At 67.0% G+C, this 25908-nt stretch carries 24 protein-coding genes; 13 read left to right on the forward strand and 11 right to left on the reverse strand.

What is annotated here, in order from left to right:
* Positions 1-108: 108 nt before the first annotated feature.
* The 5 genes from G361_RS47820 (at position 109) to G361_RS45170 (ending at position 4590) form a co-directional block, all read left to right on the forward strand.
* Positions 109-711, forward strand: a complete 603-nt coding sequence (locus G361_RS47820) for a TetR/AcrR family transcriptional regulator (RefSeq protein WP_019930472.1) — start codon at positions 109-111, stop codon at positions 709-711.
* A 59-nt stretch (positions 712-770) separates the two neighbouring features.
* Positions 771-1004, forward strand: a complete 234-nt coding sequence (locus G361_RS0128150) for a DUF6374 family protein (protein ID WP_019930473.1) — start codon at positions 771-773, stop codon at positions 1002-1004.
* Between the two features lie 88 nt (positions 1005-1092).
* Positions 1093-1554 carry a hypothetical protein gene (locus G361_RS0128155; protein WP_019930474.1) on the forward strand — a complete coding sequence of 154 codons (462 nt, stop codon included), beginning with the start codon at positions 1093-1095 and terminating at the stop codon, positions 1552-1554.
* Positions 1555-1873: 319 nt separating this feature from the next.
* On the forward strand, positions 1874-2464 hold the full coding sequence (locus tag G361_RS47325) for a hypothetical protein (RefSeq protein WP_019930475.1): 591 nt from the start codon (positions 1874-1876) through the stop codon (positions 2462-2464).
* An 89-nt stretch (positions 2465-2553) separates the two neighbouring features.
* Entirely contained in the window at positions 2554-4590 is a 2037-nt protein-coding gene (locus tag G361_RS45170; protein ID WP_196814649.1) for an APC family permease, read from the forward strand.
* 28 nt (positions 4591-4618) lie between these two features.
* Here the strand turns inward: G361_RS45170 and G361_RS45175 are convergent, their stop codons facing one another.
* Positions 4619-5281: a TetR/AcrR family transcriptional regulator gene (locus G361_RS45175; protein ID WP_019930477.1), complete on the reverse strand. Its 663-nt coding sequence runs from the start codon at positions 5279-5281 to the stop codon at positions 4619-4621.
* A 58-nt stretch (positions 5282-5339) separates the two neighbouring features.
* Here G361_RS45175 and G361_RS0128175 point away from each other — a divergent pair, with 58 nt between their 5' ends.
* Positions 5340-6131 carry an SDR family oxidoreductase gene (locus G361_RS0128175; RefSeq protein WP_026343604.1) on the forward strand — a complete coding sequence of 264 codons (792 nt, stop codon included), beginning with the start codon at positions 5340-5342 and terminating at the stop codon, positions 6129-6131.
* A gap of 41 nt (positions 6132-6172) precedes the next feature.
* On the forward strand, positions 6173-6526 hold the full coding sequence (locus G361_RS0128180) for a VOC family protein (RefSeq protein ID WP_026343605.1): 354 nt from the start codon (positions 6173-6175) through the stop codon (positions 6524-6526).
* Positions 6527-6538: 12 nt separating this feature from the next.
* Here G361_RS0128180 and G361_RS0128185 read toward each other — a convergent pair whose 3' ends face one another.
* The 4 genes from G361_RS0128185 to G361_RS0128205 form a co-directional block, all read right to left on the reverse strand.
* On the reverse strand, positions 6539-7381 hold the full coding sequence (locus G361_RS0128185) for an ADP-ribosylglycohydrolase family protein (protein ID WP_019930480.1): 843 nt from the start codon (positions 7379-7381) through the stop codon (positions 6539-6541).
* A gap of 141 nt (positions 7382-7522) precedes the next feature.
* A complete protein-coding gene (locus tag G361_RS45180; protein ID WP_036495562.1) occupies positions 7523-8092 on the reverse strand; it encodes a YbhB/YbcL family Raf kinase inhibitor-like protein in 570 nt (189 codons plus the stop codon).
* A gap of 16 nt (positions 8093-8108) precedes the next feature.
* On the reverse strand, positions 8109-8552 hold the full coding sequence (locus tag G361_RS0128195) for a MarR family winged helix-turn-helix transcriptional regulator (RefSeq protein WP_019930482.1): 444 nt from the start codon (positions 8550-8552) through the stop codon (positions 8109-8111).
* A gap of 205 nt (positions 8553-8757) precedes the next feature.
* Positions 8758-10338: an MFS transporter gene (locus tag G361_RS0128205; protein ID WP_063711886.1), complete on the reverse strand. Its 1581-nt coding sequence runs from the start codon at positions 10336-10338 to the stop codon at positions 8758-8760.
* Between the two features lie 170 nt (positions 10339-10508).
* Here G361_RS0128205 and G361_RS0128210 point away from each other — a divergent pair, with 170 nt between their 5' ends.
* The 4 genes from G361_RS0128210 (at position 10509) to G361_RS0128225 (ending at position 14062) form a co-directional block, all read left to right on the forward strand.
* The gene (locus G361_RS0128210; protein WP_019930485.1) at positions 10509-10847 is read left to right on the forward strand and encodes a YciI family protein; all 339 of its coding nucleotides are present in this window, start codon (positions 10509-10511) and stop codon (positions 10845-10847) included.
* Positions 10844-12154: an RNA polymerase sigma factor gene (locus tag G361_RS0128215; RefSeq protein ID WP_019930486.1), complete on the forward strand. Its 1311-nt coding sequence runs from the start codon at positions 10844-10846 to the stop codon at positions 12152-12154. The genes G361_RS0128210 and G361_RS0128215 overlap by 4 nt, the downstream gene beginning before the upstream one ends.
* 216 nt (positions 12155-12370) lie before the next feature.
* Positions 12371-13063, forward strand: coding sequence for an alpha/beta fold hydrolase (locus tag G361_RS45185; RefSeq protein WP_019930487.1), 693 nt, complete (start codon positions 12371-12373; stop codon positions 13061-13063).
* Between the two features lie 579 nt (positions 13064-13642).
* Positions 13643-14062, forward strand: a complete 420-nt coding sequence (locus G361_RS0128225; RefSeq protein ID WP_019930488.1) for a threonyl-tRNA synthetase editing domain-containing protein — start codon at positions 13643-13645, stop codon at positions 14060-14062.
* A gap of 14 nt (positions 14063-14076) precedes the next feature.
* On the opposite strand, the gene G361_RS0128230 is transcribed toward G361_RS0128225, so the two are convergent.
* The 4 genes from G361_RS0128230 to G361_RS0128245 all read right to left on the reverse strand — a co-directional run bounded on the left by G361_RS0128230 (position 14077) and on the right by G361_RS0128245 (position 20393).
* Positions 14077-14382 carry an STAS domain-containing protein gene (locus tag G361_RS0128230; RefSeq protein ID WP_019930489.1) on the reverse strand — a complete coding sequence of 102 codons (306 nt, stop codon included), beginning with the start codon at positions 14380-14382 and terminating at the stop codon, positions 14077-14079.
* On the reverse strand, positions 14379-18548 hold the full coding sequence (locus G361_RS0128235; protein WP_019930490.1) for a SpoIIE family protein phosphatase: 4170 nt from the start codon (positions 18546-18548) through the stop codon (positions 14379-14381). The genes G361_RS0128230 and G361_RS0128235 overlap by 4 nt, the downstream gene beginning before the upstream one ends.
* 192 nt (positions 18549-18740) lie before the next feature.
* A complete protein-coding gene (locus tag G361_RS49750; RefSeq protein WP_155981810.1) occupies positions 18741-18971 on the reverse strand; it encodes a hypothetical protein in 231 nt (76 codons plus the stop codon).
* 108 nt (positions 18972-19079) lie between these two features.
* Positions 19080-20393: an acyl-CoA desaturase gene (locus tag G361_RS0128245; protein WP_019930492.1), complete on the reverse strand. Its 1314-nt coding sequence runs from the start codon at positions 20391-20393 to the stop codon at positions 19080-19082.
* Positions 20394-21647: 1254 nt separating this feature from the next.
* Between G361_RS0128245 and G361_RS0128250 the strand changes: the two genes are divergently transcribed.
* Together G361_RS0128250 and G361_RS47330 are read left to right on the forward strand one after the other, a co-directional pair.
* Positions 21648-21839 carry a hypothetical protein gene (locus G361_RS0128250; protein ID WP_019930493.1) on the forward strand — a complete coding sequence of 64 codons (192 nt, stop codon included), beginning with the start codon at positions 21648-21650 and terminating at the stop codon, positions 21837-21839.
* Entirely contained in the window at positions 21836-22915 is a 1080-nt protein-coding gene (locus G361_RS47330; RefSeq protein WP_155981811.1) for a hypothetical protein, read from the forward strand. The genes G361_RS0128250 and G361_RS47330 overlap by 4 nt, the downstream gene beginning before the upstream one ends.
* Before the next feature lie 39 nt (positions 22916-22954).
* Here G361_RS47330 and G361_RS48615 read toward each other — a convergent pair whose 3' ends face one another.
* Entirely contained in the window at positions 22955-23923 is a 969-nt protein-coding gene (locus G361_RS48615) for an AraC family transcriptional regulator (RefSeq protein WP_081635616.1), read from the reverse strand.
* Positions 23924-24080: 157 nt separating this feature from the next.
* Complete coding sequence (locus tag G361_RS0128260) at positions 24081-25484, reverse strand: IS1380 family transposase (RefSeq protein ID WP_019925568.1); 1404 nt, start codon at positions 25482-25484, stop codon at positions 24081-24083.
* Positions 25485-25908 lie beyond the last annotated feature (424 nt).

The following is a 25908-nucleotide window of genomic DNA, read 5'->3' on the forward strand; positions in this document are numbered from 1 at the left end:
GATCGAGCAACAGGCCGCGTGGGAGGCGGCGGTACTGTCGTTCCGCACCCGGCCGGAACCGCACGACCGCGGCCGAACCCGGCCGCATCGACGAAAAGGACTCGCGCAGTGGCCCGAATCGCCGAAACCCGCCCACCCGCGGCACCCGTCTCCCGACAGCAGGTGCAGCGGCGCGAGCGCATTCTCGACGCGGCCGCCACTCTCGGCGCCGGCGCGGACTACGACCGTGTGCAGATGCTCGACGTCGCCAAGCAGGCCGGGGTCGCGATCGGCACGCTGTACCGCTACTTCCCGTCCAAATCCCATTTGTTCTCAGGGGTTTTCGAGCAGCGGATCGGTGCCTTCGTCGGTACCCAGTGGTCGTCGCCGACCGGTGATCCGGTCGCGGACGTCGGCGAGAATCTGGTGGCGCTCAGTCGCGAACTGTTGCGCACCCCGCGGCTGTGCGGGGCGATGATGCAGGCCGTCGCCGCCGGCTACGTCAGCGGCGGCGACGGCGTGACGCCGCGACTGGCGTTGGTGCGGGCCGTGATCGACACCCTCGGCCGGACGCCCGACGAGGTCGACCTCGGTGTCATCCGCCTGCTCACCTACAGCTGGTGGGGCGTGCTGGTGTCCTGGCTCAGCCACAAGATCACACCCGCCGAGGCCGAGGCCGACGTCCGGCTGGCCGCCCGGCTGATCCTCGCCGCGTACACCGGCGAGGAGTGAATCGTCTCCGCCGGACCAACTATCGAATATTTGTTCGACTCGAGGTACGCTTCCGGATCGTGTCAGAACCGGCGCGGATACCCGACGCATACCAGCAGATCGACCAGGTGAGACGGCAACTCATCGAGGCTGCGGCCTTCTCGAAGCACCTCACGCCCGATGTGCTCGAGCACCTCGCCGGCAGCCTGGCCACCGGGCTGCGGCTGATCGCCGACCACACCACGGCATCGCCGGTCCGATACTCCGGCGGCGGCCACAAACACGCCGGATTCCTGCGCTATCGGTTGCGCTGACCTCAGGCATCTGTTGAGTGGCCATCGGCATACCAGTATGTTGTCGGCGGACACGGCGGTGTCCGCTCCGACAACGAATGGGAACCTGATGAAATCCGTGTGCCTGGTGAGCATCCTGTCCGCGACCGCGCTGTGGGCCGCCGTGCCGATCGCCTCCGCCCAGAGCCCGGCCTACCAGCCCTGTGACGATTCCGACAGCGTCCAGGCCGCCGGCTACGACCCGACCACCCGTAACGACATCGCCACCGCCTCCTCGAACGGCTGCTCCTTCATCAGCGATCAGGGCAACCGGATGACGCTGATCTACGACGGCAAGTCCTGGGAGGAGGAGACCAGAGTCGGCGGCGACCCGAACCTCCGCGCCACCCCGATCGACGACCTCGCCGGCCACCAGGCCGTGAAGTTCGAGGGCCCGGCCCTCCCCAACAGCTGCATCGTGATCGTGAAGACCGCCGACCGCCCGTTCGAGGTCCGGCTCGACTCCTACGGCGACATCTGCGGCCAGACCATCTCCGCCGCGGGCAAGTTCGCGCCCTCGCTGTCCTCGTAGGAATTCTTCGACGCGGGCCCGGCCACTCGGAGCCGGGTCCGCCGCTGCGGACCGCATCGTCACGGCCCGCGGAGTCCACCGAGCACTGTGACGCAACCGTGTCGCTTGGATCGTCGGTTTCCGGGTATCGCCACATCGACCGCGATACGGCCGCGGATTCACGCGCGACCGACGGTTTCCCGGAGGTCCCGCCGAGCCGGTGCCGGTCGCCCACTCGGGTGCGATGCTGCGCCCTGCCGAGTCACCGCCGCTCGGCACTGCTCGACAGTAGACGACGTACCCGACCGCCAGCGGGTCGACTGTGAACAGGACTCCGACGATGACATCCGCGAAGATGAACCGGCCCACCATGTTTCCGAGTCCGTGGTGGACCGTCCGCGCGTGGCGCAACCCGCTCATGCCGGGCGGCTACCGGATCCGGCACGTACTGCGAATCCTCCTGCTGGTCATCGCCATTGCCGCGATGCCCGCCGCGGCCACCCTGGGCACGGCTCAGTATCACCGCCTCACCGCGGACGCCGATCGCGAACGCGCGGCCCTGCACGATGTCGTCGCCGTCACCGATGTCGACTCCTCGCTCATCAGCCCCAAAAACTTTGCCGCATCGGCACATTGGACCTACGGCGGAATTCTGCACACCGGGTCGGTCCCGGTGCAGTCCGGCAAGCACGTCAACGATCCGATCCCGATCCTGGTGAACGCCGCCGGGGATCGCGCGGTACCGCCACCCACCCGCTCGCAGAACGCCGGTGACGCCGCGTTGACCGCGCTGTTCGCCTACGGCGGCGGCGTGCTGACGCTGGTACTCGCCCTGTGGGCCGCCGACCATCTGATCAACCGGCATCGGTACCGGCTGTGGAGCCGGGAATGGCAACTGCTGGCCACCGATCGCCGCTGGAACCTCCGATGAGCGACGAAATGCGCCGACCGTAGTCCCGGAGCGCCCCCGCGAAATCCCACTCGGTCGGACGTATGGCAGGACTCTTGTAGGCTGCGCGAGTGTCCCGTGTGACGGCCGCTGCCAAGCGCCTGCTGGTTGGTCGCCCGGTCCGTAGTGATCGGCTGTCCCATACCTTGTTGCCCAAGCGCCTCGCGCTCCCGATGTTCGCCTCCGATGCACTGTCGAGTGTCGCCTACGCGCCGGCCGAGATCTTCACCGTGCTGTCCGTCGCCGGGCTGTCGGCTTTCGCCTACACGCCGTGGATCGCGGCCCTGGTCTGCGTGGTCATGGTCGTGGTGGTGGCGTCCTACCGGCAGAACGTGCACGCGTATCCCAGCGGCGGCGGCGATTACGAGGTCGCGACCGAGAATCTGGGTCCCGACTTCGGACTGGTCGTGGGCAGCGCGCTGCTCGTGGACTATGTGCTGACCGTGGCGGTCTCCGCGGCGTCGGGGGTGGCGAATGTCGGGTCGGCGATCACGATCGTGGGCCAGCATCCGGTCTGGTCGGCGGTCGTCGTCGTGCTCGTCGTGACCGGCGCGAACCTCCGGGGGATCCGGGAATCGGGTGCGGCGTTCGCGATCCCGGTGTACGCGTTCATCTTCGCGATGATGGCGATGCTGGCCACCGGCCTGGTGCGCTGGCTGCTGGGCTCGCCGATGCATGCGGAGAGCGCGGGCTTCGATCTGCGATCCGAGCACGCCGTCTCCGGTTTCGCGCTGGTATTCCTGCTGGCGCGCGCCTTCTCGTCGGGCTCGGCCGCGCTGACCGGGGTCGAGGCCGTCTCCAACGGCGTGCCCGCGTTCCGCAAACCCAAATCACGCAACGCCGCGACGACACTCACCATGATGGGCGCGCTGGCGGTGACGATGATGCTCGGCCTGGTCGGCCTGGCAATGGTCACCAAGGCCCGGATCGCCGAGGATCCCGGCCGGTTGATCGGGGCGCCGGCGGACTACCACCAGAAGACGCTCATCGCCCAGATCGCCCAGGCCGTGTTCTCCGGATTCCCGGTCGCGTTCTACATCCTGTCGATCACGACCGGCTTCATCCTGTTCCTCGCCTGCAACACCGCGTTCAGCGGTTTCCCCGTACTCGGCTCGGTGCTCGCCCAGAATCGGTACCTGCCCCGCCAGCTGCACACCCGCGGTGATCGGCTCGCGTTCTCCAACGGGATCGTGCTGCTGTCGATCATGGCGCTGGTGCTGCTCGTGGCGTTCCGGGCCGATGTGAACGGGTTGATCCACCTGTACGTGGTCGGGGTGTTCGTCTCGTTCACCTGTTCGCAGGCCGGAATGATCCGGCACTGGAATCGGCTGTTGCGGACCGAGACCGAACCGGCCACGCGGCGGCGGATGCGCCGCAGCCAGACCATCAATGCCGTCGGGTTCACCTTCACCGCGGTCGTACTGCTGATCGTGCTGATCACCAAATTCGTGGCCGGCGCCTGGATCGCCGTCGCGGGGATGGCGATGTTCTTCGTGCTGATGAAGGCCATCCGCCGCCACTACGACCGGGTGGCGGCCGAAACCGAGGGCGGCGAGCAGGACATGCTGCTACCGGGCCGGGTCCACGCGATCGTGCTCGTGTCCCGGATGCACCTGCCGACCATGCGGGCACTGGCCTACGCGCGCGCCACCCGCGCCGACAACCTCGAAGCGGTGACGGTCAACGTCGATATCGCCGACACCCGCGCGCTGGTCGAGCAGTGGGAGAACCACAATCTTCCGGTTCCGCTCAAGGTCCTCGAGTCGCCGTACCGTGAGGTGACCCGCCCGATCCTGGACTACGTACGGCGCCTGCGCGACAAACGTCCGAACGACCTGATCGTCGTGTTCATCCCCGAATATGTGCTCGGCCGCTGGTGGGAACAGTTGTTGCACAACCAGTCCGCGCTGCGCATCAAGGCCCGGTTGCTGTTCACCCCCGGGGTCATGGTCACCTCGGTGCCCTGGCAGTTGGCCTCCTCGCGCAGACAGGACCGCCGCGTCCGCGCCCGCGCGGACCGGGAACTGCAGGCCCGTCCCCGGCACGTACCGCTGACCAGCTCCTTCACCGGATCGAACGAGCCGCAGGAGCCTCGCGAGATGCCGTGAGTCACCGATCGACCTGTGCGACAACGGATCAGCGCGGGGCGACGGCCGAGCGCAGCATCGTGAGCAGCACCCCGCCGCTGGCCTCGAGCCGCTGATCGGCGGTGGCGGCGTCGTCGCTGAGCACCTCGATGGTCATCTTCACACCGTCGAAGGCGCCGACCAGGACGGTGGCGAGCAGGTCCGGATCGGTATCGCCGGTGATGTCGCCGATGCGCTGGGCCTCGCGAATGAGTTCGGCGACGTCGTCGATCCAGCGGCGGGTCAGCTCCACGGCGAGGGGGCGGGTCGCGGGGACGGCTGCGAGGTTCTGACTCAGGCGCGAGATCACCCAGGCGTCGTGATCGTCGCGGTGCATCTCCAGCACGGCGGGCAGCAGCGCCTCCAGCCGCGGCAGTCCGGGCGGGGCGGCGGCCAGCCGGGTCCGCACCTGCTCGATCCAGCGCGCGTGTTTCTCGGTGAGCACGGCGACGGCGAGCGCCTCCTTGCTCTCGAAGTGGAAATAGACCGAGCCCTTGGTCATTCCGCTGACCTCGATCACATCGGCCATCCGCGCGCGGTCGTAGCCGAGCTGCGCGAACACCGTCGCGGCGGCGTCCAGGATGCGCTCCCGGGACGCCGCGCCGTGCTCGGTCGGGCCCGGTGGCCGGCCGACTCGTCGCGGGGCCGGCGTGTTGCTGCGGGGACTTGCCATGGCTGCATCATACCTGTATTAATTAGACCATCATGCAGGTTTAATTAAGGAGCTGGTCATGGCCGGATACTTCGAACGACAGCGCGTCCTGGTGACCGGGGCATCCTCCGGAATCGGACGAGCCTTCGCCGCCCGCGTCGCCGCGGACGGCGGCGACCTGGTCCTGGTCGCCCGCCGCGCGGAGGTATTGGAGGAACAGGCGCGCGACCTGCACACCCGCTTCGGCGCGCAGGTGGAGGTCGCACCCGCCGACCTGAGCGCCCCCGGCGCCGCCTCGAAGCTCACCGCGCAACTCGCCGAGCGCGCGATCACCGTCGACGGCCTGATCAACAACGCGGGCCTCGGCAGCCACGGCGACCTGGCCGCCACCGACCCCGCGGTGGCGTCGAATCAGATCGCGGTGAACATCACCGCGCTGACCGAACTCACGGCAATCCTGTTGCCCGGCATGCTCTCTCGCGGCCGGGGCGCCGTCGTCAACGTGGCGAGCACCGCCGCGTTCCAGCCGGTCCCGCACATGGCGGTGTATGCCGCGACCAAGGCGTATGTCCTGTCCTTCACCCGCGCGTTGTGGGCCGAGACCCGCGGCACCGGCGTCCGGGTGCTCGCGGTGAGTCCCGGGGCCACGGATACGGCCTTCTTCGAGGTCGCCGGCGAGGACGCGGCCGTCGGCAGTCGCCGAACCCCGGAGCAGGTCGTCGACGCGACCTGGCGGGCCCTCGCCGGACAGGGCCCGGACGTGGTCGACGGCGCGGCGAACGCCGTCGTGGCGCGGCTGGCCGGTCGCATCCCGGCCCGATGGGCGATCACGCTGGCCGAGCGTTCCGTCCGCCCGGCAGCCGCGCACTGACCGGCAGTGCCGATCCGCCGGACATGCGCGAAGATGTCGGCATGGAACGTGTGCTCGGCATCGGTGGCTACTTCGTCCGCGCCGCCGACCCGGTGGCCCTGAACGCCTGGTATCGCGAATGTCTCGGCCTCGACGCCGACGAGCACGGCCTGTGGCAACAGCAGCCCGGACCGACGGTCTTCGCGCCGTTCGAGGCCGAGACCGACTATTTCGGTTCCCGCACCCAGCAGGTCATGCTCAACTTCCGGGTCCGCGACCTGGACGCGATGCTCACCCAATTGCGTTCCCGCGGAGCGGAAGTGGCCGAGGAGGTGCAGGAGATGGACGGTGTCGGCCGGTTCGGCTGGGTCACCGATCCGGAGGGCAACCGGATCGAACTCTGGCAGCCCGCCTGAGTCGCCGGTCGCTCAGGCGAACGTCTCCAGCAGCCGAGTATCCAACTCCCGCAGGTAATCCCGGCCGAACGCGCCGTTCTCCAGGCCCGTGATCAGGGCGTCGGGCAGGTCCTGCGCGATCTCCGGCGAGCGGGAGGCCGCACACAGCGCGATGGTGCCGACGGTGTCGACGTCACCGGTGAAAGCCACACAGGTGCGCAGGATTTCGGTGAGACCGCTACCGGTCGCCACCGCCGTGAGCGCGGCCCGCACGCTCATCCACCCCTTCGCCCCGACCTTCCCCTGCCACGGCCGGGCCCACTCCGGTCCGAGCCGACCGGCGACCCAGGCCGGCAACTCGGCCACCGGACCCAGCCGATGGTGGCAGTAGTGCACCGCCAGCGCCGCGGCCTGCGCCGCCTCGATTCCCAACGGCGTGTCGTGGGTGATACTCGCCTGCACCCGCGCGTGATTCAGCACGTCGTCGACATCCGCCAGCAGGCCGATCGGCCCGGCCCGCATGGCCGCACCGCTCTTGTCACTGGCCGGATCGACACGGCGCAGCAGATCCGCACCGGTGTACGCGGTGTCGAGGAAAGCCTGGAATCGGCGGGAGTAGCCGACGCGCTCGTCGCGGCGGAAGGCCAGGACGAACTGCTCGGCCAACCGCTCCCGGCTCCATTCCCCGCCCGCCACAAGGACTTCCGCGATGGCGAGACTCATCTGCGTGTCGTCGGTATAGGCCCCGGGCCGGATCCCCGGATGCGTCGGATGCTGAACGTAGTCCCGCATCGTGTTGTATCGAGCGACGAATTCCGGTTCCGCATATTCGAAACCCGCCCCGTACGCGTCCCCGATCGCCGACTCGACCAGCATGCAACCCACCCCGATATCCTCGTCCCGGATCGAACACCTTGCGTGCCAAGGCTTTCGATCACTACCGCTCTCGACGGTACGGTCGATCGGATCCCCGGTCAATGCGGCGCACTCGCGTTCCGGCCGCGCCGTTTCGCGAGATCAGGACTTCCTCGTGCCGGTGAGTGTCCCGGATGCCAGCACATGTCCGTCGACCGCCGATCGCAACTGTCCGACGTCGGCGATCTTCGTGAGATCGACATCGATGTCCACGGCGTAGAGGTGGAAGCGGTAACGATGGGTCCCGTGGCCGGGAATCGGTCTGGGCCCGACATACTTTGCCTGACCGCGGCGGTTGGGAAGAAACCGGAAACCCGAATCCTCCGGTGTCAGCGCACCTTCCGGGAGACCACCGGACCTCGGCGCGAATTCCGCGATGGTGTGGATACCCGGCGCGGCGGTCGGGACATCGAGGTCCTCGATCACCAGGATCAGATCCGCTGTGCCGGCCGGGAGTTCGTCCCACGTGAGGGCAGGCGAGATCTCGTCACCGATGAACAACCCGCAGTGCTTCGCCGGAATGACCTCTCCGTCACGAAAATTGGGCGAGGTGAGCACGATACGGTTCGCGGTCGCGAACTCCGGAAGATCGGCGATGCTCGCGGATTCGTCCGAACGCCGCTTGCGCAACGCCCAGCCGAGCGGAAGAAGAAGAATTTCTACGGGGTGCATGGTGCTCCTGTTTCTGTCACTTCGGCTCATCGGTGATCCGTTCGAGCAGCGCGAGCGCTTCGTTGATGGTGTGCCGTTCGGCCTCGGTGTAGCGGTCCTGCATGGTCTCGGCCAGCCACTCCTGCCGCGCCCGGCGGCGGTGCGCGGCCCGGGTACGGCCCGACGAGGTCAAGGTGATCACCTGCCGCCGGCCGTCCGCCGGATCGGGTGATCGGACGAGATACCCGAGCCGATCGAGCCCAGCAAGCGTGGCCGTCATCGACTGCGACCGCACCCGTTCCGCACCGGCGAGCTCGGTCGTCGTCGCCGGACCGTCCCTGAAGAGCCGAATCAGCACCGAGGTCTGCGACGGCGTCAGATCCTCGGCCGTATCGACCTCCCGAAGCCGAGTACGCAACCGGCTCAGCAGAACCCGCAAATTCGTGGCCGCTGCCGCCGCAGAGGCACTGACCGAGGACATATCCGAAGTCTAGACTACGTAGTCCAGGCTGTGCATCCGGGCGGCTGCGATGCACCGGAAGCCGGTCTCGGCGTGCGTCGAGTACCCCATCGGCGCGCCGGGCGGATGCGACTTCTTCCAGCATGTTCTGCAACTGCTGAGCACCGGTTCGTCCAGCCTCTGCGCCGGCTCGAAGGCATCCTGAAACGTCCGCACGATCCGCACGTCATCGGGGAGACTGTTGCGCGGCGTGATCGTCGGTGCGGGTGCCGTGGGGTGGGATGTGCCGGAATTCCATGAAGGCGAGCACAGCCAGTGCCGCGAGGGCCGATGCCCCGAGAGCGGTGACGACGTGCAGGCCCGTGGTGAAGGCCGCGTGGGCCGACGACAGGACTTGCGAGCCCAGCGCCTCGGGCAGTCGGCGGGTGGCGGTGACCGCACCTGAGATCGCGGCGTGCGCGGGGCCGGCCTGCTCCGGTGGCACGCCGGCGGGTATGCGCACGTGGCCGCGATAGACGGCCGCACCGACGCTCCCGAGGATCGCGACACCGGCCGCGACACCGAACTGGCCGCCGGTCTCCGCGGTTCCCGCCGCGGATCCGGCCCGTTCGGGCGGGACCGCGCCGAGCACCAGGTCGTATCCGAGTGCGGTACCGGGCCCGATCCCCGCCATCGCCAGCGCGAAACCGGTGATCAGTAGCGGTGGTCCGGCGTCCGCGGGGACCACGGTGACGATCACATAGCCGGCCGCGGCGACGGCCAGGCCCGCGGCGATGATGTAGGCCGGGCGGACGATGCGGGCGAGCGCCGGGCCGAGGCCGATCGTGACGAGCATCGCGGCGGCGGACGGAATCATCCACAGGCCCGCGCGCAGCGTCGAACAGCCGAGCACCAGTTGCAGCTGGAGATTGATCATCAGGATGGTCCCGCCCTGTACGGCACCGACCACCGCGGACATGGTGAACGCGCCGCGGAACACGCGGTCGGCGAACAGGCCCGGCTCCAGCAGCGGAGCGGCCAGGCGGCGCTGGCGCCGGGCGAAGACGAGTCCCGCCACCAGGCCCACACCGATCCCGGCCCAGGCCCGCGGTTGCCCGCGATCGAGGGCCAGCTCGGTGATCCCGTAGATCACCGGCAGCACGGTGACCAGTGACAGTGCGACACTCGGCACGTCGAGGCGGCCCGCATCGGAATCGCGGTCCTCGGGGAGCAGCAGCGGTCCGGCGACCGACAGCAGCAGCATCACCGGCACGGCCGGCAGGAATACCGAGCCCCACCGGAAATGGGCGAGCATCACACCGCCGACGATCGGACCGGTGATCGCGCCGACCGTGAAGCAGCCGGTGAAGACCCCCACCGCCGCGGCCCGCTGCGCCGGATCCGCGAACATGACTCGGATCAGCGCCAGCCCCGACGGTGCCAGGGTCGCGCCGGCGATACCCATCAGGGCTCGCGCGAGGATCAGCATGGTGGACCCGGTCGAGCAGGCCGCGAGCACCGAGCCCGCCCCGAACGCCACCGCGCCCGCTAGCAGGAGCCTGCGCCGGCCGATCCGGTCACCGAGGGTTCCCATCGTCACCAGAAACCCGGCCGTCATGAAGCCGTAGATGTCCAGAATCCACAGCTGCTGCGTGGCGCTGGGTGACAGGTCGGCGGTCAGCCGGGGCAGGGCCAGGTTCAACACGCTGAAGTCCACGGAGATGAGCAGGATGGGCAGCGCGAGCACGGCCAGGCCGAGCCATTCCCGCCGCCCCGCTCGTATCGATACCGGGGAGATGTCCACGGAAAATCCCTTCGTCACGGTCATCGGCCCGACGAACGCGACGGCCGCGGCAGGACCGCGAATTGCCCTATTGTTGGGCGGCATACCGGATGAACGCCGCGCGGAAAAATTCTCGGCGGAATTCCCGGCGCACCCGTCCTTCGGCAGTGCTCACGTTCGTCGCCCTGGTAGCCGAGACGAGAGGACCGAAGACAATGCGGTATCTGCTGATGATCAGCGCGCAGGAGACCCCCGCCGAGGAGGACACGGCCGAACCGGACCTGACGGCCTTCCACGCCTGGCTCGGCGACCTCATCGAACGGGGTGTGCTGCGTGCGCACGAGGGGCTGCGGCCGAGCCGGACCGCGACGACCGTGCGCGTGCGCGGCGACGACGTACTGCTGACCGACGGCCCCTACATCGAGGCCAAGGATCAGATCGGCGGCTTCGCCCTGATCGATGTCCAGGATCTGGACGAGGCCATCGAGATCGCCGCCACCCATCCGGCCTGCGCATTCGGGCAGGTCGAGATCCGGCCGATCCGCGAGCCGTGAGCGATATCGACGTCGCCGTCACGACCGCCTTCCGCCGGGAATGGGCGCGGCTGGTGGCGACCCTGATCGGCGTCACGGGTGATTGGGATCTGGCGCAGGAGTGCGCACAGGAGGCATTCGCCCTCGCGTGGCAGACGTGGCCCCGCGACGGTGTCCCCGACCGGCCGGGCGCCTGGTTGCTCACCACCGCGCGACACCGGGCGGTGGATCGGCTGCGCCGCGACCGGGTCGGGGACGGCAAACTGCGGCAACTGGTGACGACCGAGGGCCACGACGACGCGGAGCCGGACTTCGACGCGCTGGACAGCGGTGTCGAGGATCAGCGGCTGCGGTTGCTGTTCACCTGCTGCCACCCGGCGCTCGCGTTCGACGTGCAGGTCCCGCTCGCGCTGCGGACGCTCGCCGGGCTGACGACAGCCGAGATCGCCCGCGCATACGGGGTTTCCGAGGCGACGATGGCCAAACGGCTGGTGCGCGCCAAACAGAAGATCCGTGAGGCGGGCATCCCGTATCGGGTGCCGCCGCGGCATCTGCTGCCGGAACGCACCCGGGCAGTCCTCGCGGTGATCTACCTGCTGTTCAACGAGGGCTACCTCGCGACCTCCGGGACCGAGCTGTACCGTCCGGAGCCGGCCGAGGAGGCGTTGCGACTGGCGGCGCTGCTGGTCGAACTCATGCCCGACGACCCGGAGGCGCGCGGCCTGCACGCCCTCGTGCTGCTCCAACACGCGCGATCGGCGACCCGCGTGTCGGCGGACGGGGCATTGGTGCCGCTCGAGGAGCAGGACCGCACCCGGTGGGACCGCTCCCGCATCGCGGCCGGACTCGCGGAACTGCGGCACGCGGCGCGGCGGGAACGGATCGGCCCCTATCAGCTACAGGCGATGATCGTGGCCTGCCACGTCACCACGGACACCGCCGCCGACACCGACTGGGCGCACATCGTCGAACTGTACGACGCGCTGCTGACCCGCGTCCCCTCGCCCACGGTCGCGCTGAACCGGGCCGTCGCCGTCGCGATGCGATCGGGGCCGCGAGCGGGCCTGGAACTCCTGGACGAACTCGAGCGCGACGGCGGACTCGCCACCGGCCATCTGCTGCCCGCGGCCCGTGCCGATCTGCTGCGGCGACTGGGCCGGACCACCGAGGCCGCACGGGCGTACCGCGCGGCCCTGGAACGCACCGGCAACGAGGCCGAGCGCGCCTACCTGCACCGTCGCCTGCGCGAACTCGGCACCTCCGACCACGAATGCGCATGCCCCCTGATGAGCGACACCGAAGCGGGGTCGACCGGGCCGTCGTCGTAGCTCGTGTCCATCGGACCCGCCGCCGTTCGTCGAGGAGGCGGACACGCCGCGACTCGTTCGACACATTTGCGACTCACAAGGAGAAATCATGGCCACCGCCATTTCCCGGGGCACCGTCACATCGGCCGACGGAACCACCTCGCATTCGACACGATCGGCCAGGGACCGGCCGTCATCTGCGTCGACGGCGCCTTCTGCACCCGCCGCCTCGGCCCGATGCACGCCCTCGCCGGACTGCTGGCATCGCAATTCACCGTCGTCCACTATGACCGCCGCGGCCGCGGTGGCAGCGGCGACACCGGGCCCTACGCCGTGGAACGCGAGATCGAGGATCTCGAGGCGCTGATCACCGTCGCGGGCGGCTCGGCGCACGTGTTCGGCCTGTCCTCCGGAGCGGCGCTGTCGCTGCGCGCGGCGGCAGCGGGCCTGAACATCACCCGGCTGGCGTTGTACGAGCCGCCGTTCGTCGCGATCGACAAGTCCGGACACCAGCCACCCGCCGACAGTGCGGACGTCCTGACCCGGCTGATCGCCGCGGATCGCCGCGCCGAGGCCGCCACCTTCTACCTCACCCGAGTCATCGGCGCTCCCGCGATATTTCCCCTGCTCATGCGGGTCACCCCGATGTGGCCGAAGATGAAGGGGGTGGCCGCCTCACTCCCCTACGATGCCGCGATCATGGGTGACTTCGAGGTCCCGGCGCGGCAACTGAGCACGCTCACGGTGCCCACGCTGGTGATCGGCGGCGCGAAGAGCCCCGCCAACCTCCGGCAGGCCACGCGGGCCGTCGCCGACACCCTGCCCGACGGCCGCGCCCTGTTTCTCGAAGGCCAGAACCACAACGTGTCGGCCCGCACCCTCGCGCCGCTGCTCCACCGTTTCTTCCGCACCACCGCCGATCGCGCCTGATCGCGCGTCACACCCGTGGCGGCGCGCTGCACCGGACAGAGGACGGTCGGCAGCGGTACGAAACAGCCTGCCCCCCAACGCAATTGCGCCTGGATTGCATCCCGATCAACGCCTGCCTTTCCGGGCAGCTTTCACCGAAGGTGATGGTATTCCGTCGTTTTCGGCACCGGACCGATCCTCGTACGAGCCGCATCCGAACCAAAAATCCGAAACACGTGTGCCCGCAACACTTTAGCGGACTGAATACCGACCGGTATCGTCGCTCGGCGGAGATCGAAGTGCTGGCGCGGCAGGTGCCGCATGCTGCCGAAATCTCCATCTGTTCGCTGATTCGGAGCCGGCTTCTCAGTGACGGGAGGATCCACGACGACCCGAGGCGACATCTGAGCGAGAATCTAGCCGGTTGTGTTACCAGCTGGCTAAGCCGGCTTGCCATCGAAAGCAGGTAGTCGTGGAATCGCCCGACACATCGCCGTCCGACAACCATCAGTGGCATCCAGCGCGACCACCACACCGGCCCGAATCGTCCACTGTCGCCCCGCGCGGTCCGAAGGCCGGCGCAACAGCCGAGGACCCTCGGTGCTGATCTTGTCGTTGCAGTGCGATACGTTCGAGTACGCCGTGAAATCGCCTACGGCACAGGCGATCGATCTCGATCCCGGGCAGCTCGACGTGCCGAATCGGTTCGAGAATTGCCTCTTCCTCCTGGTATCGATCGACGAGACGGACGGCATCAAGCAGGTGACCCGAGCGGCGAAGGCGATCGTCAAGGTCGTCCACGCCACCGGCGTGAAGCAACTCATCATCAACGGATTCGCCGCGCTCTCCGGGCATCCAGCGGATCAGCACAGAGCCCAGGAGATGCTCCGTCTCCTGGGTGAACGACTGGCCGAACGCGAGCCGGCACTACCGGTCGAGCACATGCCCTTCGGCTGGCGAAAGCGGTGGATCATGGACGTCGTCGCCGGCCTGTGGGCCCAGCGTTCGATCCGCACCTGACCCCTCGCAGCGGGTCATACCTGTTCGACGGTCAGCAATTCGGTGAGGCCGCTGACGGTGAGTACCGGCATCAGGATCGGGTTGGCGATCAGGTGGATGTGCTCGGCGTGGGTGAACAGGGTGTTGATGGCACCGCTGTCGAGGAATTCCACGCCGCTCAGGTCGAGGATGATCCGGGTGCCGTTCCCGGTCTCGGCGACCACGGTCGCCAGCGCGTGGGTGAATGCCTGATTGTTGCTCAGGTCGATCTCTCCGGTGACGGTGAGCACGGCCGTGCCGTCGGCGCGGCGGCTCGCGCCGAGGGACAGGGGGCTGGTCATGACTCGATCCTCGCGTGCAGGTGAACGGTGGTGCCGGTGGTACCGGGCTCGATGGCTACATCGTGCATCAAGGCGCGCATCAGAGTGATGCCCCGGCCCCGTTGTGGGTTCTCGGCGGGGCGCGGTGTCTGCCAGGTGCCGGTATCGGTGATGGTGACGTGCAGTTGGTCGACCAGGGCCGTGGCCCGGACCCGGATGAGTCCGCCGGGGTTGTTGCGGTGGCCGTGCTCGATGGCGTTGGCGACGGCCTCGCTGGTCGCGAACAGAATGTTGTAGGCCTGGTCGGGGTCGAGGCCGCAGCGGCGCAGCCAGTGCCGCAGCGCGGTGCGGGCGGGGGCGAGTTGATCGGCCTCGGCGGGTAGTTCCATGTGCAAGGGGGCCGGCTGGCGGAACAGCAACAACGCCACGTCGTCCTCGTAGCCGTCGCTCGGTGACATCCGGGCCATCAGCAGGGTCGCCAGCTCCTCCGGGGTGCTGGCACGGCCGTCGCCGACGAGGTCGCCGGCGGCGTTGATGCCCTCGTCCAGCGGCCGCCGACGACGTTCGACCAAGCCGTCGGTGTAGAGCAGCAGGGTGGCCCGGGACGGCAGGGTGACCCGGGCTTCGGGGCGGGGCTGACCGACCCGGATACCCAGCGGGAGGGCGCGCGCCTCCTGGAGCAGGGTGGTGGTGCGGTCGGCGTGGACCAGGATCGGCGGCGGATGTCCGGCGGCCGAGTAGACCAGTTCACCACTGGCCGGATCGAGCACCGCGCACAACACGGTGGTGCACTTCGCACCCGGCAGCCGCGCGGCGAATCGGTCCAGGCCGGTCAGCGCGGCGCCGGGGCTCGGATGTTCCAGCAGCAGCGCACGGCACGCGCTGCGCAGTTGACCCATGACGGTGGCCGCGTCGAGACCGTGTCCCAGGCAGTCGCCGACGACCAGGCCGATCCGGCCGTCGTCGAGATCGACCACGTCGTACCAGTCGCCGCCGACCTGGAGGGGACGCGACGCCGGCTGGTAGCGCACGGCGAACCCCTCCGGCAGTTGCTGCGGGCCCAGGATCGCGTGTTGCAGGGCGAGCGCGATCTCGCGTTGCTGCTGTAGCTGGTAGGTGCGGGCGAGTCCTTGGCCGAGCCGCCCCGCGAGCATGGTCAGCAGCGTCTGATCCTCGGCGGTGAACAGCCGGCGCTCGGCGAGTTCGACCCACATGACCAGCACACCCTCGGGATGTTGCAGCGCGATACCGGCACTGTTCGGGTGGTACGTCGTGACGGTGAGCGGGTCGCCGTCACGCAGGCCGGCGACGGTCGCCTGCACGTCGTCCGCCAGATCGCTCCAGTGCGGCGACGCGCCGGCGGCGACGACCGCCGGTTCCGATGTCCGCGAACGCGCGTCGCCGCTCGTCCCGGCGAAGATCATGCCCAGCACCCGCCGGGCCTGCCAGATCTGGCGCAGCTCGGCCACCGCGCCGGCCAGCGCCTCGGCGGCCGTATCCGCTTGGGCGAGTTGATTGTTGAGTGCCGCGAGGGCGGCCTGACGTTGAATGTTGTAGTGCTCGGCGGTGACATCGCGGAGCGTGCCGACCATGACCCGGCGGCCGGTGTCGGGGTCCTCGGCGGGATTCACCGTGGCGGTGATCCAGATCCGATGACCGTCGCGGTGCGCGACCTGGAAGGTGTGGTTGTGGCTGCCGGCCTCCGCGTCGGCGAGCATGTCCGCGATCTGCTGTGGCGCCCGCGGCGGGGTATCGCCGTCGGAGCGGCTCGGCGCGTAGGGCAGGCCCTCCGGCCCGTAGCCGAGGATGTCGGTGAACGCGCTGTTGATCTCGACGATCGCGCCGCGTTCGTCGCAGACGAAGAACGCCTCCTGCAGCGAGTCCACCAGCGCGGCACGCCAGCGGGCATGATGGCTGCGCAGCCGGTTCAGTCTCACGATGGCCCGCGCACGCGCCAGCAGTTCCGCGGCGGCGAACGGCTTGACGAGGTAGTCGTCCGCGCCTGCCTGCAACCCCTCGATGGCGGCCTCCTGCCCGGATCGGGCGGACAGCAGCAGCACGGGTATCGCGGCGGTGAGCGGATCGGCGCGCAACGTCGCCACCAGGGTCAGCCCGTCCATGCCGGGCATCATCACATCGCTGACCAGTAGGTCCGGCGACTGCGTGCGGACGGATTGCAGCGCTTGCAGGCCGTCGGCGACGGCACGGACCTCGTAGTTGGCGCCGGTCAGCAGGCGGGACAGGTAATCGCGCATATCGGCGTTGTCGTCGGCGATCAGTACGCTGGCCGGCGCGCCGATGTCCGTCCCCGGCGCTCCCCGCCGATCGGCGAGGGTGGCCATCGCACCGGCCGCATCGGCCGGCAGCCAGCGCAGTGCTTCCTGCACGTACTGGTCGGCCACCGCGGCATCGGTGGCGTCGCGCGTCGACACGAGGGCGTCGGCCGGCAGATGAGCCGACCCGAACGGCAGGACGATGGTGAAGATGGTGCCCGCACCTTCGGTGCTGGTGGCGCTGATCGTGCCGCCGTGCAGTTCCACCAGTTCCCGCACCAACGCCAGGCCGATCCCGCTGCCCTCGTGCGAACGCGCGCGGGTGTTGGCGATGCGATGGAATCGCTCGAACAGGCGCGGCAATTCCGCGGCGGGCACCCCGACGCCGGTATCGGCCACCGTGACGACCGCATGGGTGTCGGTGGCCCGCACCCGGACACCGATGGATCCGTCGAAGGTGAATTTCAGCGCATTGGACAGCAGATTGAAGACGACCTTCTCCCACATGCCGGCGTCGAGATAGACCGGCTCGGCCGCGGGGGGACAGTCCACGGTGAAGGTGAGTCCGGCCCGGTCGATGGCCGATTCGAAAACGCTCGCCAATTCGGCCGTGGCCACCGCGAGATCGGTCGGCGCATAGCGGGCCTGCATCCGACCGGCCTCGATGCGCGAGAAATCCAGCAGCATCGTGACCAATTTGTTCAACCGCAGACTGTTGCGGTGGACCATGTCGAGGGATTCGCGGGCCGGTTCGTCCAATACGTCGGCCCGCCCGCGCAATTCGACGACGGGTCCCATGATCAGCGTCAGCGGAGTTCGGAATTCGTGGCTGATATTGGAGAAGAAGGTCGTTTTGGCCCGGTCCAGTTCGGCCAGTTCCTCCGCGCGCCGCTGCTGGGCCTGATAGCTGCGGGCACTGGCGATACCGGCGGCGAGATGCGCGGCGACCAGTGACACGAAGCCGTGATAGCTCTCGTCCAGCGCGCGGAACCTGTTCAAGCCCGCCACCAGGAACCCGTAGGGTTCACCACCCTGTTGCCGCAACGGCACCATCAGTGCGCGAACCGGCGGCTGCGACCAGTCCCCGCGCGGCAGTTCGGCGAACCGCGCGTGATCGAGATCGATCTGCACGGTCTCCCCCGCGGCAACCCCGCGCAGCGGCCACACGTCCGCGGAATCGTCGCCGGTCAGTAGCTGCGGCGCTGCCGGATGTCCGGCCACGATACCGCTGGACCCGGCCAGCACCGCATTGCCCGCATCGTCGAAGACATAGGAAATCGTGAACGGGAGATCACGCTGATTGCGGGCGAGCTGCTGCTCGGCGAACATGAGGACCTGCCGCTGCGTGCGGATCACACTGGGATCCGAGCCCAGGTCCCGCAGGCAGGCCATCCGGCGCTCGTTCAGGACGCGCTGGGTGTCCTCACTCACCACGCACAGCATTCCCACGATCGCGCCGTGGTCGTCGCGCAGCGGACTGTAGGAGAAGGTGTGGTAGGTCTCCTCGGGGTAGCCGGATCGCTCCAGGAAGAGCAGCAGCGCCTCGTCCCAGGTCGCATGTCCGGTGGACAGCACGGTGTCGATGCGCGGGCCGATATCGGTCCAGATCTCCGCCCAGACCTCACTCGCCGGCCGCCCCAGCGCCCAGGGATATTTGCGGCCCAGGGTGTCACGGCGGTAGGCGCTGTTGCAGAAGAACGTGAGATCCGGTCCCCAGGCCATCCACATGGGGAATCTGGAGGACAACACGACGCTCACCGCGGTGAGCAGGCTCACCGGCCAGTCGGAAGTCGGCCCCAGCGCGGTACCGGCCCAGTTCACCGCCGCGAGATCACGACCGATCTCCTCGTCGGCACCGAACACACCGACCTCCGGCGTCCTCGACGACCGGAAATCCTCCTCGTCAGAACGCATCCGACACCCAACTGCTCGCAACCTCGACTACTGCGGCGAGAGCTTACCCTCGTACCGGTCGGCGACCGACCAGCGCGGTGTGCGCCACCGACGGTCCGGACACCGCTCGGGCATCGGCCGGCACGGTGGTTACCGTGTATCGTTTGCAGGCTTCATCGACAAGCTCCGGCACGCCGAACAAGGTGTCTTCCTTCATACGATATGTACGTGATGGGTCGCCTTTGAAAGAGAGCCAGCCGGCGGCTCGCCGATAATCCCCAGGGCGTCGGCACCGACCGAGCGCGCGATCTCGAGTTCGTGCTCGCGGCTCAGCTCACCGTCGATGACGAAGGCCGGTGGCGGCGCCGGCGATCGACAGGACCAGTACGCCGATGACCAGTCCACCCGCTCGGTCGGGCCGCTGCGGTAAGGCAGCGGGCTCATCGGCCGTGCCGATCGCCATACCGACCATCAGAGCCAGGCTGCGGCCTGCGACTCCGGCGTGAATCCGAACCAGCGGTCGTTCGTGCGTCAACACCTGACCTTCCGCTGCTATCGGCACTTGCCCACGACCGATGCGACCCAGTCCCACCGAAACCATCTGCCTCGACCGTGATCCACGGACCGTCGGGACGAGTCGGCCGCGGCCAATATGGTGCGCAGCCCACGCCTCGTACCGGTGATCGGGTCGGTCGCGGACGGCGGGAACTGACCGTTCGTGGTGAGTGAAATCCCGGAGAACTTGTGTTCGGATCGGGTTTCCGCGGCATCGTCCGAGGTCCGGCGCAGCAACCGGTCGGGCAGTGCAAGTTTCCACGTGGTGCGATAGGCCAGCCAGAACTGCGCGGTGAGCGAGTCGGTGGTGTAAGGCAAGTCGTATTTGTTGCACAGGGCGCGCACGCGTTCGGCGATCTCGGGGTAGCGGTTGCTGGGCAGGTCAGGAAACAGGTGGTGTTCGATCTGGTAGCAGAGGTTGCCGGTCAGGAACGCCAGCGCCGGCCCGGCGGTGAAGTTCGCGGTCCCCAGGAGTTGCCGTAGATACCACTCACCACGGGTTTCGCCCTGCAGCTGTCCGGTGGTGAATTTCTCGGCGCCGTCCGGGAAGTGTCCGCACATGATCACCAGATATGACCACAGGTTGCGCAGCAAGATCGCCGTCGCGTTCGCGGCGAGTGTCTGCCGGAACCCTCGCCGCCCGCTCAGCGCGGGGAACAGCACGAAGTCCTTACCGACCTGACGCGCGATCTTCCGCGCGAACTCGATGTCCGCTTTCGACCCCAGCTTGTTGCGGGGAATGCCCAGGTGCCGTCGCTCGAGTGCCAAGTCGTGCACCGCGATGCCCAGCTCGAACGACGCGGCGATGAGCAGATTCGTCACCGGCTGGAGCAGATGAACGAGACGCCACGGCTCGTCGCGGGTCATCCGCAAGACTGCGAAACCGAGGTCCTCGTCCATCCCGTAGACGTTGGTATAGGTGTGGTGAACGTAGTTGTGCGACCGCTTCCAGTGAGCGGACGGGCCGATGAAATCCCACTCCCAGCTGGTGGAATGGATTTCGGGATCGTTCATCCAATCCCACTGGCCGTGACTGATGTTATGGCCGAGCTCCATCATCTCGATGATCTTCGAGGCCGCCAAGATGACGGTCCCGGCCCTCCGCGGCACCCGGTATCGGCTGGCGCACAACAACACACGCGCAGTCACCTCGAGACCACGGTGAATCCTGATGACGCGCCGGATATAGTCTGCATCCCGTTGCCCGAGTGAGTGTTCGATGTCCGTGCGGATCTGGTCCAGTTCTCGACCGAGCGCCTCGATGTCGGTCTCGGTGAGGTGGGCGAACGCCTGAATATCGGTGATGGCCACTGGCGTTCCTATCCATCCCACCGGACGTGACCGGCACCCATCCCGAAGGTGTCATTCCTTCGGCTATCGGCGCTGTCACCCTGATTTCCATATGAGGCATTCCACAGCGGGAACCATGTCGGACCTGATCCGCCTGGTACTGCGGTCGCATCGCGGATCGGCCCTGTACTCGTTGCTGTTTTCACCGACGCGGTCGCGGTTGCCGAGCTCATCGATGTATCTCCTGCTCTCTCGTCCGATCGTCCCTACGCTCGGGCATCACGCGTTGAGCGGCATGGTGTCGGCTCCAGCGAAACCCGTGAATATGAAAACGCTCCATTTTCGGAGCGGATCTCACCGCGGCCGTCGCGTCGAGATCTGCCTCGTCACGAGACTCGCGCCACCGGGCATGAGACGTTGGCTGAATGTGCTTGTGGTCTTCGCGAACAGGCTGGTCGGCAAGTCGGCTTCTACACCGGCACGTTGTGTCGAACCTCGATCGCACACTTTGCCTGTCGAAGCTTCTCTCCCACCATGTGGGTGCCGACGATCGCAGATCGCCCGAGTAGCCAAAGCTTGTGAATCATGTTGTCGCCTCGATTCTGAACCAGGGGCCGTCGCTGTTTTCGTGCCGAGCGTCGTCGCCCTCGATCGTGAAGGCTTGCCCGACAATGCATCCCGCATCGAGTCTTGCTGTTCGCCCGCGCTCGTGAAGCCGACAGCACAGATCTCAGCCTCAGAGCGGAACGTCGACGACGGCAACCGGAATCCGCGCGTAGTTCGGCACTACCGAACGGGCACCGCTGGACGCAACACGCGGCTCCCGCACCAGCTCGCTCGCCGGCCGCATCGACGACCGTCGGTGAGATCTCCAAGGTGTAGTGGGTAACGTATTGTTCGGGTGCGCACGGTGATGCACCTGCGCTCGGGCACATGTCGCTCATGTTTCGTCGATCTGCCACAGCCCCGGGCTGTGCGGCACCGACGAAATACCAGCCCGTTTCCGCGGGGTGGTGCTCGACGATCTGCAGGCCCTCCTCACGCCAGAGCCGGTGCACCTTTTCGATATCGACGCTCGCGCCTTCATCGAACCGCAGCGCTGCCCAGGCTCGACGGAACCGGTGACCTTTATGTTGTTTCACCGCATAGGCCCGCAGACCAGCGTCCGGATCGGCCGTCGTCGCGGCGGGCCACCGCCGATATGTCCATAGTTCTTGCGGGCCCTCGCCGATACACAGCGTTATGGAACCGCGTACCGAGAGAGGGAGCAGCTCCGTGAGCCGCACATTCATCACCGGCTGTCGCAGCGGATTCGGTCAGCCGACCGCACTCACCTTGGTTCCGCACGGCGAACGGGTCTTCGCCACTATGCGAAATACCGACTGCGGAGCCGACCCGCTGGCGACGGCCCGTAACGCGGGTCTGGATGCGCTTGCTGTGTTCGTCGCGGTGGGTTGGCGCGAGTGAGCAGCCTCTCCAAAGCCCTGGTCCAGGTCGCGCACGATCTGAAAAGCCTGGCCAGAAACGCTGTCCGAGCTTGGCCCGGCAGAGGTATGGCCGAGTCCATAGTGGGCGATGTCGACGACATGATAAAAATCGACGGGCGGATCGGTCACGAGGTGGCGGCGGCAGGTGAGGGACCGACCGCATCGGAACCGAGGACCTGCGCGGGGCAGCAGGCGTGTGCCGAGCCTGCTACGGGTCGGTCCGCCACCGATCACCACCGGCTTCGTGACGCGGACCGGGTCGGACGTCGTCAGTCGCTGTTCTTCGACGAGGATCCGGGAAGGCGCGATGCCGCGCGAGCGGAGTGGTTCGGTGAGCTGCGGGGACTGGTGGATCGAGATGATCACGGGCAGGCAGATCGCGAGTTCGGAAGCGTTCTGGGTCTGCCGGAATACAAGTTCAGTGGCATTCCGAAGGATGATCGACCGCAACAGCAGTTCGGAGCCGACGGCTTGATGTCGAAGGTCGCGGGACGATTCGGTGGCCGGGAGGATGTCTACCCCCCGGAGCCCTCGGATATCAGGTACTTGACCTGGGCCAAGCAGGCCCTGGACCTGGGTCCCGACGATGTCCTGGTGGATGTCGGCTCCGGCACCGGCAAGGCCGTCGATTTCTTCGGGATATTCACCTCGGCAAAGAAAGTGTACGGGATGGAGATCGAGCCCGACTTCGCGAGCTTCGCCAATCGGCACGCAGCCGGATTGGGCTTGGATCATGTACGCACCGTGAACAAGGACGTACTCGAAGTCTCTCTACCCGAAGACGTCACTGCCGTCTATTTTTACGAACCATTCGGTTCGATCGAGGGTAGTGATGCGGTAGGCGCCTTCGCGAAAAAGCTGGCAGAAATCGGTGAGTCCCGACCGCTGAAGGTCGCCGTCAAAAGCGCGGACCTCGCGCGGCGCCTGCACGAGAGCGGCGTCTTTTCGCTTCAAGACGAGAAATCATTCACCTATCTCATCCACGACCAGCCCAAAACGCTGTCCTGGAAACTGTTCACCAGCGGCGGCACGCCAAGTAGTGATGTGCCCGCCTGACGGGTATAGGTCGAGGCCATGGCCGCGGCGCGCCTGCCTTTACCGGGCCTCGGGTCCCATGCTGTCGGGACCGATCCCGTACGGCGACAGCTCGTGGCGTCTGCGTTTCTGGAAATTGAGCGGTGTCTCTCCGTAACGTGTTTTGAACGCAGTCCAGAACCAGGATTTGCTGAATCCGACACGAGTCGCAATTTCGCTGATGCTCAATGCCTGCGGACCGTGCCATTCCAGCATGTCGCGGGCTGCCCGGAGAGCCTCGTCCCGGTGCAGTTCGCGGTATGTCGTGCCAGCACGATGCAGAATCGATCTCAGATGGCGAGGCGACCAACCAAGCGCTCGAGCGACGGCAGGTAGCCGAGTATCTCCAACTCCGATATTGTCTCGCACGAAACGTCTGATCGCTTCGGTTGTTTCGGTCAGTTGTGCCTGTGGCGGTTCAACGTCGCCTATCAATTGAAGGCATACCAATTCTGTGATGCGGTCGCAGACGGAATTGAAGTCTCTCGTTGTCAAGCCATCTCGTTCGGACCGCGTCGTTCGGATCATGTTCGTTACGATCCGTCCGAGCCCGGATTCGAGACCGAGGACCATATGGGTCGATTCGCGTTTCGACAACCGATTGTCGATGTCAGCGGTCGGCAGCGACAGTACGTACACTTTCGACGGCGGCATGTACAGGGCGATCGGTGTGTCGAGCCGAATCAATGCTGCTCGGCCGGGCGGGAAACGCAAGGTTCGACCGCCACTCCGGGCCACGTGCACTCCCATTTCCGGAACCATGATCCAGTATTGATCCACGGCAGAACCTCGAAGCAATGAGGTCGGCCTTGTCAATAGTTCCTCCCCGCGCTTTTCCGAGTGCAGGAGTGTATAGCTACCGGTGTTCTGAACAGACATACTCGACTGCCAACGTTTCGGCTCGCGGTACTGGTGCGTTGCAGGGGCAAAGCTGTCGCTCAGCGCGGCCCACTCCTCGACGTTGTCGAAGAACTGCTCGGTATGTCTCATATGTCTGAATTCCTTAGCCTGAATCCACTGACGGGGGTTTCGTGCTGGTCCGCGCGCCTGCGGCGCGCGGACCAGCGGGTTTCGGGCGTGGGGTAGCCGCTGGCCTGGCCAGCTTTTCCACGTGAGTCCTCGGTTCGGGCCCGTCGGGCGGGGATGGTCAGATGCTGTCGGGTTGTGGTGGTGTGTAACCGATTGTGTTGTGCCACAACGTGAGCCATGCGTCCGCCCAGGGCCAGCAGCGGGGCAGGTGCAGGATGGGACGCCGTTGAGGGCGAGCGAGCCGGGCGGGGATGGTGATGATTTTGCGGCGCAGGGTCGATCCGCGGGCCCGGCCGAGTCGGCCACCGGCCAGTATTCCGGCGGTGCGCAGCAGGTTGTGGGCGATCGCGGCGCACAGGACCCAGGCGAAGTTGGCGCCGAATTTCCCGGACGGAATGTGAGCCAGTGGCCCGTCGATCAGGTCGGCGAACACGGTTTCGATGATGGCGTGTTTGCGGTGGGTGATGTCGGCATCGGCGACGGGCTCGGTGGAGTTGGTGAAGAACGGGTGATACCGCCAGACCGGGAACAGGGCATCGGGGTATCGGGCGTCTTTCACCCGGCGCACGATCAGCCTCGCGGTGGTCCGGTCTTTCGTGGAAGCGAAAGCGGTATAAGAGATTTCGGCGACCTCGGCGTCGGAGATCCACTCACCGGTATCGGGATCACGCACGGCACCGGGATACCGCACCGGAGTCCATTGGTCTTCGCCGATCGCGGTGATCGCGGCGTTGACCGCCGAATTCTTGGTCAGTACCAGCGAGAACTGTGCCCCGGCGCGCAACGCGGCGCACACGACTTTGCGGGTGCCGTATGCGGAGTCCCCACGCACCAGCACGATGCCGGTGGCGCGGGCGGCACGAGCGGTGCCGATCGCGGCGGTAACCATCGATGCGGCACCTTTGCCCGAGCCGGTCTTACCTGCGCGTAGCCGTATCCCGGCGATCACCGGTGCCGCCAGGTCGGTGCTGATCGTGGTTGCCAGGGGTGAAAGTCCTTTGCGGAGAACCTTTTTCCCAGCAATCTTCGTGTGCCCGTACGACGCGCCCTGCTTCTGGTGGCCATAGACCGGGCGCAGCAGCGAATCGATATCGACGAAGGTCCGCACAGCCGCACCGGGCAACAGATCCGCGCGCGCGGTCAAGGCCAGCAGATGCTCGCGCATCACCGACTCCAACTGCTTGGCGTGACCGAATGTGAACTCCCGCAACAGAGTCCCGACCGTCGAGGGCGCATACACGCCACTGAACAGCGTCTTGCACCCGCCGCTGCGCAGCAGACCGATATCGTCGATGCTGTCCGCACCCGCACACATCCCGGCGATCAACGTGGCCAGTTTCGGTGCCGGGTTCACCGACCCGGACTTGACTCGTGGCGCGTCGATGGCAATTTTCTCGGTCAACAGCCTGGTCAGACCCGTCTGCTCGGCCAGGGTCATCACCGGAACCAACCCCGCCACCGACACGAGGCCATCATCATCGAACCTCGCCGAGGACTCGGCGAACCTGTGGAACAATCGCACTGAAAGTGTCTTTCGGAACTTGTCTTGGTTGTTGTGTGGTAACTCCAATCATCCCAGGTCAGAAGGCACTTTCTTCATTTCGACACACCCAAATACACCGAATTCATCGGTGGATTCAGGCTTAGCTCTACGCGCAGGCGTCATGCTAACTCACCACAACGCTGCTGCCTTCAACGGCGAAACAGGCAACGGCGAACGTCCGTCAACCATTGAATCCACTGTGCAACAACCTATTCAGGCCAAGACCTGCACCCGGCCGGTACCGAAGGTGCCTGCTCGTGGACAATGAGCCGATCGAGGCCGATGCTCCGAAAGTGATGTGGGCGTTGGACTTTCAGTTCGACTCGACCGTCGACGCCGAGCGGTGAAGATCGCGTCGATGATCGACGAGCACACCCGCGAATCGTTGCTGCATGTGGTGGAA

The sequence above is a fragment of the Nocardia sp. BMG111209 genome (assembly GCF_000381925.1).
In the GTDB taxonomy this organism is placed as follows: Bacteria; Actinomycetota; Actinomycetes; order Mycobacteriales; family Mycobacteriaceae; genus Nocardia.

What these genes read in the sequence shown, in the direction of transcription:
- G361_RS49750 (WP_155981810.1), bottom strand. Translation starts at nt 18,971, where the DNA reads ATGAGCCCGCTGCCTTACCGCAGCGGCCCGACCGAGCGGGTGGACTGG.
- G361_RS47325 (WP_019930475.1), top strand. Translation starts at nt 1,874, where the DNA reads ATGACATCCGCGAAGATGAACCGGCCCACCATGTTTCCGAGTCCGTGG.
- G361_RS0128155 (WP_019930474.1), top strand. Translation starts at nt 1,093, where the DNA reads ATGAAATCCGTGTGCCTGGTGAGCATCCTGTCCGCGACCGCGCTGTGG.
- G361_RS0128185 (WP_019930480.1), bottom strand. Translation starts at nt 7,381, where the DNA reads ATGCTGGTCGAGTCGGCGATCGGGGACGCGTACGGGGCGGGTTTCGAA.
- G361_RS0128205 (WP_063711886.1), bottom strand. Translation starts at nt 10,338, where the DNA reads ATGACCGTGACGAAGGGATTTTCCGTGGACATCTCCCCGGTATCGATA.
- G361_RS0128210 (WP_019930485.1), top strand. Translation starts at nt 10,509, where the DNA reads ATGCGGTATCTGCTGATGATCAGCGCGCAGGAGACCCCCGCCGAGGAG.
- G361_RS0128195 (WP_019930482.1), bottom strand. Translation starts at nt 8,552, where the DNA reads ATGTCCTCGGTCAGTGCCTCTGCGGCGGCAGCGGCCACGAATTTGCGG.
- G361_RS48615 (WP_081635616.1), bottom strand. Translation starts at nt 23,923, where the DNA reads ATGAGACATACCGAGCAGTTCTTCGACAACGTCGAGGAGTGGGCCGCG.
- G361_RS0128180 (WP_026343605.1), top strand. Translation starts at nt 6,173, where the DNA reads ATGGAACGTGTGCTCGGCATCGGTGGCTACTTCGTCCGCGCCGCCGAC.
- G361_RS0128235 (WP_019930490.1), bottom strand. Translation starts at nt 18,548, where the DNA reads ATGCGTTCTGACGAGGAGGATTTCCGGTCGTCGAGGACGCCGGAGGTC.
- G361_RS45180 (WP_036495562.1), bottom strand. Translation starts at nt 8,092, where the DNA reads ATGCACCCCGTAGAAATTCTTCTTCTTCCGCTCGGCTGGGCGTTGCGC.
- G361_RS0128230 (WP_019930489.1), bottom strand. Translation starts at nt 14,382, where the DNA reads ATGACCAGCCCCCTGTCCCTCGGCGCGAGCCGCCGCGCCGACGGCACG.
- G361_RS45175 (WP_019930477.1), bottom strand. Translation starts at nt 5,281, where the DNA reads ATGGCAAGTCCCCGCAGCAACACGCCGGCCCCGCGACGAGTCGGCCGG.
- G361_RS45185 (WP_019930487.1), top strand. Translation starts at nt 12,371, where the DNA reads ATGCACGCCCTCGCCGGACTGCTGGCATCGCAATTCACCGTCGTCCAC.
- G361_RS0128175 (WP_026343604.1), top strand. Translation starts at nt 5,340, where the DNA reads ATGGCCGGATACTTCGAACGACAGCGCGTCCTGGTGACCGGGGCATCC.